This window comes from Parasutterella sp. St.1A3 (assembly GCF_059728705.1).
In genome coordinates this window covers 287203-304122 of record NZ_BAAGFK010000001.1, presented here as the reverse complement: position 1 = coordinate 304122, position 16920 = coordinate 287203, and the positions used below count along the sequence as shown (strand labels likewise).

14 protein-coding genes are annotated in these 16920 nt (G+C 48.4%); 6 read left to right on the top strand and 8 right to left on the bottom strand.

Going from position 1 to position 16920, the window contains the following annotated elements; all coding sequences use genetic code 11:
- Window positions 1–14 precede the first annotated feature (14 nt).
- Both AC6I1F_RS01400 and AC6I1F_RS01395 read left to right on the top strand, forming a co-directional pair.
- Entirely contained in the window at window positions 15–767 is a 753-nt protein-coding gene (locus tag AC6I1F_RS01400) for a LysR family transcriptional regulator (RefSeq protein WP_289173972.1), read from the top strand.
- A 196-nt stretch (window positions 768–963) separates the two neighbouring features.
- Complete coding sequence (locus tag AC6I1F_RS01395) at window positions 964–1593, top strand: NapC/NirT family cytochrome c (protein WP_289077214.1); 630 nt, start codon at window positions 964–966, stop codon at window positions 1591–1593.
- A 120-nt stretch (window positions 1594–1713) separates the two neighbouring features.
- Here the strand turns inward: AC6I1F_RS01395 and AC6I1F_RS01390 are convergent, their stop codons facing one another.
- The 4 genes from AC6I1F_RS01390 to AC6I1F_RS01375 form a co-directional block, all read right to left on the bottom strand.
- Window positions 1714–3144, bottom strand: a complete 1431-nt coding sequence (locus tag AC6I1F_RS01390; RefSeq protein WP_290148959.1) for a C69 family dipeptidase — start codon at window positions 3142–3144, stop codon at window positions 1714–1716.
- A gap of 321 nt (window positions 3145–3465) precedes the next feature.
- The gene (locus AC6I1F_RS01385; RefSeq protein WP_160335418.1) at window positions 3466–4374 is read right to left on the bottom strand and encodes a permease; all 909 of its coding nucleotides are present in this window, start codon (window positions 4372–4374) and stop codon (window positions 3466–3468) included.
- Between the two features lie 67 nt (window positions 4375–4441).
- Entirely contained in the window at window positions 4442–4750 is a 309-nt protein-coding gene (locus tag AC6I1F_RS01380; protein ID WP_289168572.1) for an ArsR/SmtB family transcription factor, read from the bottom strand.
- Window positions 4734–5315, bottom strand: coding sequence for a molecular chaperone TorD family protein (locus tag AC6I1F_RS01375; RefSeq protein WP_251451937.1), 582 nt, complete (start codon window positions 5313–5315; stop codon window positions 4734–4736). The genes AC6I1F_RS01380 and AC6I1F_RS01375 overlap by 17 nt, the downstream gene beginning before the upstream one ends.
- Window positions 5316–5577: 262 nt before the next feature.
- On the opposite strand from AC6I1F_RS01375, the gene AC6I1F_RS01370 reads away from it, so the two are divergent.
- Window positions 5578–7266 (top strand): IS1634 family transposase, encoded by a 1689-nt coding sequence (locus tag AC6I1F_RS01370; protein ID WP_497801584.1) that lies wholly within the window; start codon window positions 5578–5580, stop codon window positions 7264–7266.
- 190 nt (window positions 7267–7456) lie between these two features.
- Here AC6I1F_RS01370 and AC6I1F_RS01365 read toward each other — a convergent pair whose 3' ends face one another.
- The 4 genes from AC6I1F_RS01365 to AC6I1F_RS01350 form a co-directional block, all read right to left on the bottom strand.
- Window positions 7457–7693, bottom strand: a complete 237-nt coding sequence (locus tag AC6I1F_RS01365; RefSeq protein ID WP_497801583.1) for a molecular chaperone TorD family protein — start codon at window positions 7691–7693, stop codon at window positions 7457–7459.
- 133 nt (window positions 7694–7826) lie between these two features.
- Window positions 7827–8588 carry a 4Fe-4S dicluster domain-containing protein gene (locus tag AC6I1F_RS01360; protein ID WP_290148953.1) on the bottom strand — a complete coding sequence of 254 codons (762 nt, stop codon included), beginning with the start codon at window positions 8586–8588 and terminating at the stop codon, window positions 7827–7829.
- Between the two features lie 14 nt (window positions 8589–8602).
- Entirely contained in the window at window positions 8603–9484 is an 882-nt protein-coding gene (locus tag AC6I1F_RS01355) for a molybdopterin dinucleotide binding domain-containing protein (RefSeq protein WP_290432859.1), read from the bottom strand.
- Window positions 9442–11157 carry a molybdopterin-dependent oxidoreductase gene (locus tag AC6I1F_RS01350; RefSeq protein ID WP_290432860.1) on the bottom strand — a complete coding sequence of 572 codons (1716 nt, stop codon included), beginning with the start codon at window positions 11155–11157 and terminating at the stop codon, window positions 9442–9444. Before AC6I1F_RS01350 ends, AC6I1F_RS01355 begins: the two co-directional genes overlap by 43 nt.
- A 356-nt stretch (window positions 11158–11513) precedes the next feature.
- Between AC6I1F_RS01350 and pepN the strand changes: the two genes are divergently transcribed.
- From pepN to menF, 3 genes are all read left to right on the top strand, one after another.
- The gene (pepN, locus tag AC6I1F_RS01345) at window positions 11514–14216 is read left to right on the top strand and encodes an aminopeptidase N (protein WP_290148951.1); all 2703 of its coding nucleotides are present in this window, start codon (window positions 11514–11516) and stop codon (window positions 14214–14216) included.
- A gap of 40 nt (window positions 14217–14256) precedes the next feature.
- Window positions 14257–15246 carry a class 1 fructose-bisphosphatase gene (locus AC6I1F_RS01340; RefSeq protein WP_251451943.1) on the top strand — a complete coding sequence of 330 codons (990 nt, stop codon included), beginning with the start codon at window positions 14257–14259 and terminating at the stop codon, window positions 15244–15246.
- 368 nt (window positions 15247–15614) lie between these two features.
- Window positions 15615–16913 carry an isochorismate synthase MenF gene (gene menF / locus AC6I1F_RS01335; protein ID WP_289168895.1) on the top strand — a complete coding sequence of 433 codons (1299 nt, stop codon included), beginning with the start codon at window positions 15615–15617 and terminating at the stop codon, window positions 16911–16913.
- Window positions 16914–16920 lie beyond the last annotated feature (7 nt).

Genomic DNA, 16920 nt, shown 5'->3' with positions numbered 1-16920 from the left:
TGCTAGTCTTAATTATGATGCTCAATATTTCGAACGCTTTATCTCAGAACGTTGTCGACAAGCGCGTGGACGTGCTTCGCAAAATCAAGCAGTGCGGGAGCATTTCTGAAGCCGCCCGAAGTGCCGGCATCAGTTATAAGGCCGCATGGCAGGCTATTGAAAATATGTCCGCGCTTGCGGGTGTTCCGCTCGTTGAAAAAATCGTCGGAGGCTCTTCCGGAGGCGGCGCGCGCCTGACGGAAGCCGGAGAATCCGTACTTGAAGCCGCGGCCGCTCTGAGCAAACTCAGAGACCAGCTCATTATCGATATTGAAAACAAAGGCAGCAGCGGACTTGCGGCGCTTGCCGCAAACACTCTGAAAATGAGTATCCGCAACATCATTCCCTGTGTTGTGGAAGATATGCACGGCGGAATGTCGATGACCAAGGTAAAACTCAAAATCTGCGAAGGAGAATACCTGCGGTCGAGCATCACGATAGAAAGCCGGGAACTGCTGGACCTTAAGACCGGGGACAAAATCTTAGCTTTATTTAAGGCCTCCGGCGCAACGATTAATTTGGACCCGGAAGCGGAACCCAAAAGCTGCTGCCTGAAAGGCCAAGTGGTACGACTTCCTCCCAAAGAAAAAGGAGGCGAAGTGACAATCCGCCTTCCCAATGGGTTTAATGTCGTTGGTTTTGCTCATAAATCCAATGGGTTATCTGTTGGTTCAGACGCCTACGCCCATATCCCCGAGCAAGCTGTTGTGCTCGCACTTTTTGGGTAATACGTCTTCATGACTCCTTTAATTCTTCAAAAAATTATCAGGGAAAATTCTAAGAAATAATCAAAGCGCCATACTTGTTTGTATAATCCTTAAAATAATATTATGAGGTTACGATCAGATACACCTCATCTGCTCGTCCTCACAACCGCTGTAAAGAGCGCTAAAAACTGCTCAATAGAACAAAGGAGTTGATCATATGTCTCAGGCCAGTAAATGGGGAACCTTTTGGCTTCTCGTCATTGGTGTCGTTGTCGGTATTCTTCTTACCGCCGCCACCGTCGGTGTCGTCCAGTGGGCGGGCACTGACAAGTTCTGTACCGGCTGGTGCCACTCTATGGACGGCGTAACTTACGCCTGGAAACAGGGCCAGCACGCCCGTACTCCCTCCGGCTATACCGCCGGCTGCTCCGACTGCCACCTGCTTAACGAAACCAACCGTCCGCTGACCCCGGTTGCCTACGTTGAACTGCTTTTCGCAAAAGCTAAAGCCGGTTCCATTTCCGGTTTCGGCGAACTTCGCGGCACTCTCAACACACCTCAGATGTGGCTCGAAAAACGTGCTGAACTCTCCAAGAGAGTGGTCGACACAATGACCGGCAACAACTTCAGAAACTGCCGCGGCTGCCACAATCTTGCTGAAATGTATGACGCTAAGAAACCGATGATTGCTGCAATGCACAAGGGCTTCATTGACAAACCCACCAACTGCGTCATGTGCCATAAGATCGCCGGCCATAACTACAAACAGGCTGATGAAATTATCAAAGAAACCGGCAAATGGCCTGATCCTGCCAAAGCTTGGGAAACCGCTGAAGCTAAGAAATAATTATGTTCCTAATCAAAAAACGGAGCGCGCAAGCTCCGTTTTTTGTTTGCATGAATTCTTCGCCGACAAAAAAAGCCCGCAGAGCGAATCTTGCGGGCTGATTTTTATGCGATGACTTAATTAGTCTTTCTTGGAACGATTGGCAAAGAAGATGTCCTTCTGAATCGTTTCTGTCGCGAGCGTGAAGACCTGGTTGGTCAGTTTTTCACACAGAGCTTCTGTTTCGGCAAGCATTTCAAGGTTGACCTTCTGCAGCAGAGCTGTCGCAGCCTCTTTGTCTGTCTTAACAAGAGCCATGTATTCTTCTTCCAGCTTGGCCTGTTTGGCGCTGAGCGCCTGTTCCTGTTCGGCAAACGCCTTCTTAACGAGCGGCGCATAAACTTCATAGTTCGTCATAACGAGTGTCTGAAGTTTGCGGAACTTCCAGTAAACAGAAGCGCTGTCAGCCTGATCCGTACCGATCTGATAGTGTTCCGGAACAGATTCGAGACCCTGATAGAACGGCATGAAGCAGGAGAGATCAGCCATACCGAAAGCGATATAGATCACATCGCCGATCGCATGCGGCATCCAAGGACGAACCTGAACCACATGCGCTTCGTATGTACGGAAAACGCTGACCGGACGCCACGGTTCTTTACCGTTAAGGCCGTTTGAATACGGATCGTGTTCGGAACCGTCAAAATGGTCTCGCATCACGCGCTTAGCGTCTTCAACGCTGAGTTTGCGTTCCGGCTTCATAAAGACTGCAAATTCTCTGCCGTCATCAACCGGCTGAATCACAGACGGATTAAAGAGCTTCTGAATCTGCCAGACGCGCGGGTCATTGTAAATACGGTCGCGCTCGTCATTGCGGGTGTAAGCGGCTGCAAAATCAAAGGGACCTTTGGCCGGATCATAGAAGCCGTTCTTTTCAGCGAACTCAACCAATGTCGGGCTTGCGAGCTGATCCTGAGCTTCAGGATCATAGAAGCTCAGACGGCCCTGGTTGCCGGAAGCAAAGTAAACGTCATCAGGAATACACTGAGCAAACCACTGATGGCCGGTACCGGTTTCGAGATACCAGATTTCTTTGTCGTCGCAGAAGCCGACACCGAAGCCTTCGCCGGCGCCGTGAGTTTCGATAATCTTGCCGAGGAGCTCTACGCCTTCCTTAGCGGTCTTGGCGCGAGGAAGAATGATATCGATGATGTCATCTTCGGTAATGCCGGACTCTTTGTTGTACGGGTCGATCGCGAGCGCATCGTCACGCGCAAAAATCGACTCGGTTCCCGTAACGGCAAGACCGACTTCGTTAAAGCCGACAGCGCCGTGCAGTTTGGTCTGCCAGTTCGGAACGGAGGTGTAGCGCATCGCGTGAGCGGGCTGCGGGTAAACAAAATCCGTTGCGCCATTATGATCCTTTGTGCGATACATTTCGCCGGCGGCATAATCCTTGGCCGGGTGAATAAGAAACAGCTGGGCCTTAAGGGCGGAGCTGTCCGCGCTGCGGGCCATGATGAATGAACCGTCTGCAGAACATTTGCCGCCAACAATAAAAGTAGTACACATATTCGGATCCTCCTTAAAAAAGTTCACGACATTCTAAAGCCGAGGACCGTTTGAGGGAATACTCAAACTCACTGCTTATATAACAAAAATGTGAAGATTTTCGACAAATAAAATATTCTCCGCTAAACACTCCGTCCTGGCTTCAGAAACAAATTATTTTGCGGTCTCCTTCGTAGACTGAGCTTTCCTCAGTTTGGATTCCTCTTTAGAAGCGGAGCTCCCACTCGTTTCCACTTTAGTGATACTCATCTGGCAGCAGCACTTCTTTTCGGGTGCAATGAAAATTTTTTTGAATAGAGATTTCAAATCCGACATAACTAATTAACCTAATAGCTGATTGAAAATAAAGCCTGTGGTGCAGGCAACAATAAAAACCGATAACAGAAAGGCGGTAAGCATCTTTTTCGTAAAGATCGAACTCAGTAATGAGACTTCCGGGATACTGGCTCCTCCGCCTCCGATCATCAATGAGATTAAAACACCCGGACCTAAACCGCAGCTTTGAAGAATGGTCGCCGCCGGAATAATTGTTTCGGTCCTTAGGTAAAGAGGAATACCAACGACAGCTGCAACGGGAATACTTAGCCAGCCGGGGATCGAAGAAAGTTTTTGAACCACGGAAACCGGAAGTACTCCGTGTATGACGCTTCCAATGGCAGCGCCAAATAGAAGATACGGAAATACTTTTCTAAGCAAAAGCAAAGAACCAATCAGAGAATTTCGAAGAGCAGTACGGATTTTCTCTCCGGTCGTTCCGCTTAACTCTGCCCAACTGAGAGACTCCTCACTTCCGCCCGTAATATTCACGTCATAGACTTCCTTTTCAAAACCAAGACGCTCCAAGAGAAGACCAAAGAAAACCGCAAAGAAAAAGGTGCACAAGCCATAGAGCACCGCAACCCTAGCTCCGAAGAAAACTCCCATAAGTGTAAGGATCGCAGGATTCAAAATGGGAGAAGAAATAAGAAAGGCTACCGAAGTTGAAAACGGCACTTTTGATTTGATAAAACCCACAAACAATGGGATCGTAGAACATGAACAAAAAGGCGTGACTGCCCCGACAAGAGCTCCGCAAGCCGCCGAAAGCAGTTTGTTTTTCCCTGCATACTGAAAGAGTCTGCTTCTGGGATTTATGAAGTATCTGCCAAGTCCGACTAAAAAGGAAATTGCAAAAAAAAGACCGACAAGCTCAGCGGTCAGCTTTAAAAAGTACAGCAAATAAGACAACATAGATGATACAAATTGCGTTTATGCGTTATCTATACGCATAATTAAACAGGTTTCCTCAGTACAGACTTCAGAGTTTTTTTGTGATTCGGCTCATTGAGATAAAGTTTTTTGAACACTGCAGGAAGCTTTTCAGGCAAGACATTTCAGCAGAGTAAATAATGGAATTGGATTTTTTCTCTGACTTAACAATCTGGGCCTCTTTCAGCACAGCCAAATGACGTGAAACAGTCGGCATTTCCAATTGAACTAAGGCGGCAAGCTCCGTTACAGTTTTTGGTCCTTCAAGCAAAGCTTCAGCCATCATTAACCGTGCAGGGTGACCAATGGCCTTAAATATCTTTGCCTGCCCCTCGTATATTTCAGGAAATTTTGCCATATTTTTTTGCCTCCAAATTACCCCATTCAAAAAAGAACTTTCCTAACTCTTTATAAAATTTATGTGTTGTCTCTTCCGTTAGAAGGCTAGACCATTTTAGGATGAAATTACTCAGGAATTTTTCAAAGAATTCCTGCTTTTCTTCTTCGTCTAATAATTCATACACTTCAAGAACGGGAACAATATGCTCCGGAAGTTCTCTGACATCCTCTTCTATCTCAAATCCCTTGCTCTGCAAATAAGATAAGTAGTCCTCGAGAACATTACTGCCCAGTTCGTTCTTCCAGCACGTTAAGTAGTTTCTTGCCAGCGGCTGCCCGGGACTGAGAAATAATCTGGTGTACTCCAGCAGCATTTCTTCAAAAGCCTGTTTGTCACGAGTCCCCTGGCTATACAGCGCATCTAGAAGACGTGCTTTTTCGGCCAGCCCATCCTCCAAAGATTCCGCGGCTCTATTAAACACATGTAACTCTCTAATTTCGTCGCTTGGCTCAAACAAGCCAACAAGCACAAGATTCAGCGGTGAAGTTTGCATAATTAAACTTAAATCGGACGGAAGAGGCACAAAGCCTCTTCCGTGTTAAAACATCAAATGCTTATCCTCGCGGAGAATACTGACCCATATAAAAGACCTTCGGAGATGTTCCTTTATCTTCCTTGAGCCTCCAAACCTCCTGTCTTTAGCCTCGTAAATTCTTCCCCAACCCCCGTGGTTGCTTAATTGTTCCCATTTTTTTAGAAGACAGATTTAACTTATATTTACTTTATATTATGCTTATGTTTTACTTTTATGATATAATGAGTAAAAATCTGATTCCGGAGAGTCTATGCCTACAATTACTCTGCAGCACTATAAACGAGGTTCTCACTACTACGCCAGCATCATCGAAACCTTTCGAGACCCGGTTACCCGCAAGAACTCTTCTCGGACTTTGGAAGCTTTAGGAGATATTTCTGAAAAAATGAAGGAGGATCCAAACTACCTTCAATCTTTAAAAGACAGAGTCAAAGCTCTGCGCTCGGATGCCTCACGTGCAGAACAACTCCAAGAGGCTGCGGTTCGGCGGATTGCGCCTGCGGTTTCTGATTCTTCGGCAGCTGCCTCAGCTCCTCGGCTGCATTACGGGATGGCTCCCATACGAAAAGTCTGGGGAAAGCTTGGCTTAAACGCATGGTTCCGTAAGGCCGGATACAACAGAAAACTTTCTTGGGATTTAGATTTGGCCGTGTTCTATCAAGTGGCCAGCCGTATTCTCAGTCCCATGAGCCGGCGGGGAATGAGAAGACAATGTCCGCGCCATTTGTTCAAGTTTGACTCTGTATCACTGGATCAACACTACGAAGCTTTAGACATTCTTGCTGCTTCTAAAACGACCATCATCAAAAAACTTGATGAAGCTGTATCCAAGGAAATTGCGCGGGATTGTTCCTTAGTCTTTTATGACGTAACCACTTTCTATTTTGAGAGCTTTGAACCTGATTGTTTACGCGAAAGAGGCATGAGTAAAGAGCACCGGACTCATGAGACACAGGTTCTTCTCGGTTTATTAATTGATCGCTGCGGCATTCCTCTGGACTATGAAGTCTATCGCGGCAATACGGCAGAAGTTAAAACTTTAATGAAGGTTGTTGAGTCGTTCCGGCAGAAATGTCCGCAGGGCAAACCCATCGTTGTGGCTGACAGAGGACTTAACAGCAAAGAGAATCTTTCCAAGCTGATTGAAAACGACTGTGCCTTTATCGTGGCGCACAGTCTTCACCGGCTCAGCAGCAAAGAGTTGGATAACTTGTTTAGCGAGGACGGCTGGAAATATAAATTTGATTCAGAAACAGGCGAGATGTCATGGAAGATGAAGACAATGGACTGTCCTGAAGCGGTTAAACAAAAAGAATCACGAGAGGTTGTTAACCCGCGTTTGATAGTGACTTGGTCGGCTAAGCGGTATGCCCACGACATGAAGGAATTAAATTTGCAATGGGAGCAAGCCAAGAAGATGATGAGCGCCGGCAGCGGCAGAATTGATGCCTCATTTAAACGAGGCTCGAGACAATTTCTGAAAAGAGTAAAGCAGTCGGATCCGGATAAAAAAGCTCAAGAGGAGCGTTATGAACTAAACCGTGAGCTTTATGAACGGAAAATAAGATTTGCAGGCTATTACGGGTTGATTACTTGCTGCGAAGACTTAAGTGATGAGGAGATTTACTCGAGACTGAGAGAATTATGGAAGATAGAGAACTGCTTCCGAGTAATGAAGTCAGTACTGTGTACGAGACCGATTTATGTAAGAACAGAGGCACATATCAGGGGTCACTTTGTTGTTTGTGTTCTGGCATTGGCTTTGGAGAGGTTCATGGCATTTAAGCTTCGTGAGGCAGCTATAGAGTACTCTCCGGAGATGATGGTTGAATTACTGATGTCTCCGACAGTCTCTCCGATTGAAGGGGTAAAAAACAAGGTGAAGCTGTACCTTAAAACGGGAGAACAAGCTGGAGAAACCGGAAAGCAGCTACTCTAAGAGCGTGGATCTGAACCAAGAAGCCGAAAAAGTGATGGCTGTCTTTGGGGTTGAACCACTCCCAACACTCACCACCGTGGTTGACATTACAAAGCGTCTCGGAGTCAGATTGCCAATATAAGTGACTTTTGTCTGCTCAAAAAATGATATAACCCTCTGAATTAAGAGGGTTTTGTTTCATTTTTACAAACTAAAGACGAGAATAAGATAAGTAGTCCTCGAGAACATTACTGCCCAGTTCGTTCTTCCAGCACGTTAAGTAGTTTCTTGCCAGCGGCTGCCCGGGACTGAGAAATAATCTGGTGTACTCCAGCAGCATTTCTTCAAAAGCCTGTTTGTCACGAGTCCCCTGGCTATACAGCGCATCTAGAAGACGTGCTTTTTCGGCCAGCCCATCCTCCAAAGATTCCGCGGCTCTATTAAACACATGTAACTCTCTAATTTCGTCGCTTGGCTCAAACAAGCCAACAAGCACAAGATTCAGCGGTGAAGTTTGCATAATTAAACTTAAATCGGACGGAAGAGGCACAAAGCCTCTTCCGTGTTAAAACATCAAATGCTTATCCTCGCGGAGAATACTGACCCATATAAAAGACCTTCGGAGATGTTCCTTTATCTTCCTTGAGCCTCCAAACCTGACCGGACTTCATTTTCTTTGAAATCACAGAATTCGGATCATCTAAATCACCAAAGACTCTGGCCCCGGCAGGGCAAGCGTCCACACACGCGGGATTTAATCCGTTAGATGTGCGGTGGTAGCAGAAGTTGCATTTTTCCACAACGCCCTCTTTTCTCTGCGCAGCGGAATCACCGGCTTTAAACAAATTGGCATAGGCAGGAAGCGCCCCTGCTTTGCGAGCGAGTTCCTGAGCTCCGCCTGTGACACCCTCAATTAGAGTAGGCCTGGTCGAAGCATCTCCTCTCGGATCAACCCCCTTTGGATTAAAACTAATCACCGAATAGGATTTCCCGTCGAGACTTTCTACTCCCAATTCCGCTGCCGAGTAGGGACAGGCATTCTGACAAAGACGACAGCCGATACAGGCTTCATCATTGTGGAGAACGACTCCCTCGGGGCTGATAAACATCGCGCCCGTCGGACAAACCTTTACACACTGCGGATTTTCACAGTGGTTGCACAGCACAGGAATAACTGCCTGAGTAGTATTTGGGAAAGCTCCTTTGGTTTCCTGAAGGAAATCGGCCCAGTTGAAACTCTGACCTTCTCCTCTTGTTCGGGTGTTGTTTTCCGCTTTGCATGCGAGCGCACACGCCCCGCAGGAAGAGCATAAATTCAAATCAATGATCATTCCAAATTTCATTTTTCTCTCCCTGGTTAGATGATTTTGGAAACTTTCTTAATGCTGACTCTTGTAAAACCACCGTTTCTGCACGAGGTTCCGGACAATCTATCGTAGTCATCAATAAGAATCTCATTGTTGTTTCCGCCGCGAGGGACTTTTCCATATTCTTTCGCCGCCACCTGACCGTATGCCCAGTGACCCTGTCCGTAGGCTTTGGCAACCGTTCCCGGCCCTACTCCTTCCCAGACCTTAATCTCTGTAACAATGGTGCCCGCCGGCGACGTAATTTCGACAAGATCATTGTCCTTTAAGCCGAGAGTCTTAGCGTCCGCAGGATTGATCTTCAACACATCTCCCCATGAGCGATCACCAGCGTCGCATTTTTTGAATTCCTGCATCCAAGGAAGGTTCGCAGAACGTCCTTCACGATTTAAGCGGCTCTTGTGATCGATAAACAGGAACGGGAACTGTGCTGCGTCGCCGTGACGCAGAGGTTCTTCATAATGAGGCATCCAGCCTTTAATTCCTCTGGCTGTGTAATGACAGGCTTCAAGGATCTGATCGGGTGTGGAATTGTATTTGGCTGAATGGTCTTCGAGTACTTTTCTTAAGGCGCCCGAAACAAATTCAAACTTGCCGCTGGGTGTGGGGAATTTACCGCCCCAATGCTTTTTGTATGCCTGAGGCGCTGAGTTATGCATGCCTTTTTGTCTAAAGTCTTCCCAGCCGTTGATCTGGTCACCGGGGATCGCTTTGGCTCCTTGTTTCCAGCAAGGCGCAGAAGCAATCTTAGTCGTGATTAGCTGGAACTCTTTCTCATTTGTCGGCTTGGCTCCGGTCTCAGGATCCGCAAACTCATTAGCATAGTAGTTCAGCAGAGCCGGCCATCCTTTCTGAGCCAACTTCTCAGCCAAGAGCCATGTAACTTCATTCTCTTCCTGTTTAACATCCCAGATTCTGTTGCAGGTCGGCTGCTGTATTGAAGTCCACGCGTGCATTGCATTGAGCCGAAGCCGGTCACTGTACCCATTCCCTCAGCCGCATTAAATGTCGACGGCAGAACGATATCTGCAAATTGTGTCATTTCAGAAGGGAACGGAACCATATGAACGAAGAACGGCACATTAGCAAGTGCTTTTTCCCAGCGCTTACCGTCGGCCGCGGCAAACGGCGTGTTCGTCCACGAACTAATCATGATCTTCACAAAGTCAGGATGGCTGAGCATGTAGTTAGCAATGTTGTTCGTAACAACACCGCTTCCGAGTTTTGCCTTCATTGCGGCAGGCATTTCTTTATCCCCGCGGCCGTCGATTTTCTTGCCTTTACCGTGGGATTTAGCCAGTTCATCTACATACTTATCGGCTGACGGATAACTGTCTTTTAAGGATTTGGCCGGATCATGGGTACCGCCGACATTGTCAACGGATCCTAAGATACCGTTCAATGCATGCACGACCATTGCGGTGTAGGTTCCTCTGGGATTCATGCAGACGCCGGGTCCCATCCAGACAATTACATTGGGTGCGGCTTTACCGAGAGTCCTTGCCACTCTCTTAATCTGTTCAGCGTCAAGTCTGCATTCCTTGGCCGCTCTTTCCGGTGTCCAGTCCTTCGCCTCCTCGTTCCAGTATGTGACTAGACCAAGAGTGTTATTTTCCTTAAAAAGAGCGGGATCGACAGTCTTGCCGGAAACAAATAAGTTTTTCCCGTTTTCAAAGTCGCCCACAAATTCTTTATGCCAGAGTCCTTCTGTGAGAAGAACATGCGCAATTGCGTTAGCGAGGGCTCCATCAGTTCCCGGAAGAATCGGAAGCCACTCTTTTGACTTGGCTGCTGCAGTCGAGAGTCTCGGGTCGACTGTGATTAATGTACCGTTTTTCTGGAGAACACCGAGTTTGGAAATGACATTGGGAACCTGACGATTTGAGGAGAAAGGATCAGTACCCCAGAACACCACGCACTTAGTATTTCCGAGATCATAATCTCTATAGGAGAATAACCCTTGTGTATAACCCGGACCCATTTTTTCAGTCTCTGCACAAAGAGCAGAAGTTGAAAAGTTGTTCGGAGAACCGTAAACCTTAGTTAAAGTTCCATAAAGCAGACCGTGAGAAGTATTTCCGTATCTGCCTTTTAGATAAAGCAGTCTTTCGGGTTCACCGCTATTGCGGAGCTCAATCATCTTGTCTGCGACTATGTCAAGAGCCTCATCCCAGGAAATTGGAACCCATTTAGGATCAACTCCACGGCCTTTTTGCGGATTTGTTCTTTTAAGCGGCTGCTTGATACGATCAGGATCGTAGTTTTCCTGAGGAATCAAATGTCCTCGCGGACAGCAAAATCCATGATTACCTTTGGAATTTTGATTGCCGCGTACACGAGTTGCTCTGCCATTTTGGTTAAAGATTTCAATCGCACAATATTGAGTACATCCTTGGCATGTCGTACCAATCCACTTGCCTTGCGAAGGGCTGCAAGGGAGAGGAAGTCTTTTCACGGACAAACCCTGAGCTTTCAGTAACGGCGAAGAAGCTATGAAAGCAGCACTGCCGACAAGCTGCACGAATATTCTTCTTGTAAGTTTCACGAGATGGTCTCCTTGAAGGAAGAAGTTGAGGTGTTTAGCTAATTTGCTACTTAGCTATATTGCTAAATATATCCCATATCATACCTCTTCAATAGAGCGTTTACCCTAATATTTTCTTACTAATTTAAGAAAGATAAACAAAAAGTAATTTTCCTCAAATGTACTTAATTTGTCCTAAACCTGCACTGATCAGACGCAGTAAATTAAAAACCATGAGATAACTTGTTTCTTTGCGCCTCTGCCGGCTTCTTTAACCCAACAATGGAGAGCTCTCAAACAGGATTTACATTACTCACTTCCCATTGAAAAAAAATCGGACGCGCTAAAATTGCAAAATCTTATATAAGAGGAAGCTGATGACAGCCAATACCAACAAAGCCGGGACCGAATCTATCGTTCATCGCGAAGATTACGCCGCTCCCGACCACAATGTGGAATCCATACACCTTACTTTTGATCTGGTACCGAATCAGACGACCGTCACGGCAAGAATGATTGTTATTCCGAAAGACGATCGTAAAAGCGATGATTTCGTCCTCTACCGCGACGATGTCTCGATGACTTACCTAAAAATCGGCGGAAAAGATTCGCTGCCGGGTCAGTACGCCTTTGTCGCAGATAAACTGATTATTCACGACATTTCAGAACCGATCGAAATCGAAATTCAAACCCGCATCAATCCGCGCACCAATCTGCAGCTCTCCGGTCTCTACATGAGCCGCAATAACTACATCACACAGTGCGAGGCCGAAGGTTTCCGAAGAATCATGTACTTCCCGGATCGCCCGGACGTGCTTGCAAAATACCGCGTCGTGATCCATGCGCCGAAAGACTACAAAGCTCTGCTCTCAAACGGCAACCTGATGGAGCAAGGCGAGCTTCTCGACGGCAGAAACTATGCGATTTGGGATGACCCGTTCCCCAAACCCTCTTATCTCTTCGCGCTGGTGGCCGGAAATTTCGTCGCACAGGAAGAGACCATCAAACTCGCAAACGGCAAGGAAGCACTGCTGCAGATCTGGACAGAACCTTCCAATCAGGGCAAAACAGACTTTGCCATGCAGAGCCTTATTAAGGCCATTCGCTGGGACGAAGAACGCTTCGGTCTGGACCTTGACCTCGATCGGTTCATGATTGTCGCCACCGACGACTTCAACATGGGCGCGATGGAAAACAAAGGTCTGAACATCTTTAATTCCAAATGCGTCCTTGCCGACAGCCGTATTGCTACAGACGAAGACTTTGCGCGCATCGAATCCGTAATCGCGCACGAATACTTCCATAATTGGACCGGTGACCGCGTCACATGCCGCGACTGGTTCCAGCTTTCGTTAAAAGAAGGCCTCACGGTTTTCCGCGAGCAGGAATTTGCGGCCGACATGCTCGGCACTCCGTCCGCGCGCGCCGTTAAGCGCATCCAGGACGTCCGTTATCTGCGCACTAACCAATTCCCCGAAGATGCGGGCCCGATGGCGCATCCGATTCGCCCGGAATCCTACCGACAAATCGACAACTTCTACACCACCACCGTCTATGAAAAAGGCGCGGAAGTGGTACGCATGTACCAGACGCTTTTCGGCAAAGAGGGCTTCCGACGCGGTCTTCTGGAGTACATCAACCGCTTTGACGGAACCGCCGCTACATGCAGCGACTTCTTAACCGCTATGGAAGAATCCAACGGCGAAGACCTTTCGCAGTTCGAACTGTGGTACTCGCAGGCAGGTACGCCGCGTGTCAGCGTCAACAGCAAATGGGATGAGAACGAAAAAACTCTGACCCTGACGCTGCATCAAAGCAACCGCTCCTTTCCCGGAAGAGCCGCGCCCAAGCCGCTTCTGATTCCGGTCTCCATCGGTATTCTCGGCGACGACGGCAAGGATATCGAACTGCAGCTGCAGGGCGAAGACAATCCTGACGGAACAACACGCACGCTGCTCTTTGATCAGCAGGAACAGACCTGGGTTTTCGAAAACATCAACAGCCGTCCGATTCTCTCGATCGGCCGCGGATACTCCGCCCCGGTTATTTTTGACATCGAATACACGAAGGATCAGCTCGCGTTCCTCGCGAGAAATGACTCGGATCTCTTCAACCGCGCTGAAGCCTTCGATCGTCTGACACTTTTGATGATCGATCAGTACATTCTGGATCTGCAGAAGAAAGGACCGAACCAGGGCCGCGACCATATTCCGGTCTCGGAAGCCTATCTCTTTACGTTCGAAGATATTCTGAACGATGAGTCACTCTCTCCTGCTTATCGGGCTGAACTGCTGAAATTCCCGGACGAGAACTACATCGCCGAGCATCGCATTCTTATTGAGCCGGCGCTTGTACGTGAAGTCTCTGATCAGATTCGCAAGAAGATCGGCACACGTCTTCGCGCAACGCTGGAAGACAAAGTCCAAAAGATGGCGACGCCCGGCGCCTACCGTCCGAATCCGATCGACGCCGGCAAGCGCGCGCTCAAGCATGTCTGCCTGAGCTATCTAGCCTTTGCGGACAACCCGAAAGCAATTCAGCAGATTCGTGCGCTTTACAAGACCGCCAACAATCTGACCGATCAGCTTGCCGCACTCAAAATTTCTGTCGAAGCCTCGCTTCCGATCGCACAGGAACTTTTGAATATGGCGGAAATCGAATGGCAGAGAGAGCCGCTACTCATGAACAAGTGGCTCACGCTGCACTCCCGTCTGCGCCACAGCCGCGAACAGAGAACCGTCGTGGAAAAGATTCACGCGCTGACTCTGCACGGCAGCTACCAGCCGAAGAATCCGAACTGCATTTACTCTCTGCTTTACGCCTTCTTCCGCAGCGGCGGCCCCGAGTTCCACCGCCCCGACGGTATGGGCTATCAGCTATGGGTGAACAGCGTCCTCTCAACCGACCAATTCAACCCGCAGGTTGCGGCTCGCCTCGCTCGTGTGCTGGAAAACTGGCGCCGCTACGAACCGTCTCTCTCTCGTATGATGTACAAAGCGCTTCGTTTCGTGAATTCCCACCGCGAACTCTCTCCCGATGTTCGCGAGATCATTGAAAATGCGCTTTACGAGCCCGTTTGATATATATTGTGAGTACTTCCTAGTTAGAGGAGAACATAAATTGTCCAAAACCCTACAGCAGTTCCTTGCGGAACAGCTCTCTGCAGGCAATATCGATCAGCAGCTCAGCGACCTGCTTAACGCGGTCGCCGACCTCAGCAAGAACATTAATGACAAAGTCACGCACGGCGCTCTTGCCGGTGTTCTCGGCTTTGCGGGCACTGACAACGTTCAGGGCGAGCATCAGAAAAAACTCGACATCATCACGAACGAAGTCTTCATCGACGGCGTGGAATGGACCGGCTCCATCGCCGCTATGGCCAGTGAGGAAATGGACCATTCCCTCAGCACGCCGGCTGAATTCCGCCGCGGAAAATATCTGATCATGTTTGATCCGCTTGACGGCTCAAGCAATATTGACATTAACGCGCCGATCGGCTCGATTTTCTCGATCTCCGAGGCCCCCGAAGGCAAAGTTACGGACGAAAGCTTCCTTAAAAAAGGCCGCTCTCAGGTCGCTGCCGGCTATGTCATGTACTCTCCTCAGACCATCCTGACACTCACTGTCGGTCACGGCGTCTATATGTTCACGCTGAACCTCGGAACCGGTCAGTACATCCTGACAAAAGAGAACATTCGCATTCCGGAACAGACTCAGGAATTTGCCATCAATATGTCCAACATGCGTCACTGGGAAGCCCCGGTTCAGAAGTATGTCAAGGAACTGCTTGAAGGCGAAACCGGACCGCTTGGAAAGAACTTCAATATGCGCTGGGTTGCGGCGATGGTCGCCGAAGTCCATCGCGTACTCTGCCGCGGCGGCATCTTCATGTATCCGCGCGACAACCGCGATCCGTCCAAACCCGGCAAACTGCGTCTCATGTATGAAGCCAACCCGATGGCGATGCTGATTGAACAGGCCGGCGGAAGAGCCACAAACGGACATGAAGACATCCTTGATCTGCAGCCGGAGAAGCTTCATCAGCGTGTTGCGGTCTTCCTCGGAAGTAAGGAAGAAGTTGATCGCGTCACAAGCTACCATAAGAACTAAGCGATGCTGATTCAGTCACAGCGGGCGGCCCAGGCCGCCCGTTTTTCATCCCGGAAGATCTGAACCTCAGTGACGCTGAATTGAAGTTAGTATTCACTTCTAAATAAAAACCTGCATTTTCATTTCGTTTCTTACATCAATGTCCGGCGCATAGACCTTGGAACCTATGTACCCGAAATGACCGCTTCTTTTTCAAAATTAATATCTCATCACTGAGTCAATAAACATTTTAAATTCAATATATTACGAATACATTCATCTTAAATATTTTTAGCAAATGTGTTCTTTCGATTCGTAATGTAAATCTTCAAAACATATCCCCTCTCGGTCTTCTTATAATCGACTGATTTAATTGTTAAGAGGTCCGCATGCTCCCACTCGATACGGCGCTGAATGATTTGCTGAATCAGCTTTCTTCAACGCTGCCCGACGCCCCCGGCTTACGGGTTTTCGAATCTTCTTTTGCGCTGAACGACAGCTTTGATGCCCTGACTTGGCTCTCAAGCCAGAGCGCCTATCCGCAGTTTTACTGGCAGCAGAGAAGCGGAAGCAAGGAAGCTGCAGTCCTTGGTAAAGCAGTCGCATTCACTTCGCTTGAAGATGCTCAGAAATTTATTCGTCAGTATCCGGATGAAGACTTACGTGTGTGGGGACTGAATGAATTTGATCCGTCCCGATCAAGCCTGATTCTGCCTCGTCTGGAGTGGAGACGAAACGGAGAAGATGCAGCTTTACGGCTGACGCTTTTCAGCGAAAATTCTCTGCGCTCTGACAGCGAATTCGCTAAGGCTTATATCGCAGCCCTCAAGTGCGCAAAACCTTTGCCGCCGCTTCAATCTAAGATGATCCGTGAGGAGCATCGACCGGATAAAGAAGAATGGTGCCGTTTAATCAAGCTTGCCACCGACACGATCAGTAACGGCAAACTTAATAAAACCGTACTTGCAAGAGCGACCGACCTGCACTTTGAAAAGCCGATCAACCCGGCATCCATGCTGAACGAGAGCAGAAAGCAGAACCTTCACTGCTATCACTTCTACATGGCCTTTGACCCTGACAGCGCCTTTCTCGGTTCTTCCCCGGAAAGACTTTGGCGGCGCATCGGCAAATCACTGCAAACGGAAGCTTTAGCCGGCACCGTCGCAAACCATAATGATGATCAGGAAGCGCTCAGACTTGGCAGATGGCTCATGTCAGATGATAAGAATCAGCGTGAGAACATGCTGGTAGTCAAAGACATCTGTCAGCGCCTTGAAGCTGAATGCGAAAAGCTCGAGGTCCTGCCGGAGCACATTCTCCGCCTGCGCAAGGTGCAGCATTTGCGCAGACAAATTCAAACATCTCTGCATAAAGCCGATGACACGATATGTCTCTATCAGCTCCAGCCGACTGCGGCTGTGGCGGGACTGCCGCGAAATGCAGCACGAGAATTCATTGCTGAGTACGAGCCTTTTACCCGTGAATGGTATGCGGGTTCCGCAGGCTACCTTTCCTTAAAGCAAAGCGAATTCTGCGTTTCTCTGAGATCCGCAAAGATCAGCGGCAATGTCGTTCGTCTCTATGCAGGCGCGGGCATTGTTCCGGGGTCGGATCCGGAAGCTGAATGGATCGAAATCAATAACAAGGCTGCGGGTCTCAAAACCCTGCTTCAGCCTGAACACAAGTAAACAATAA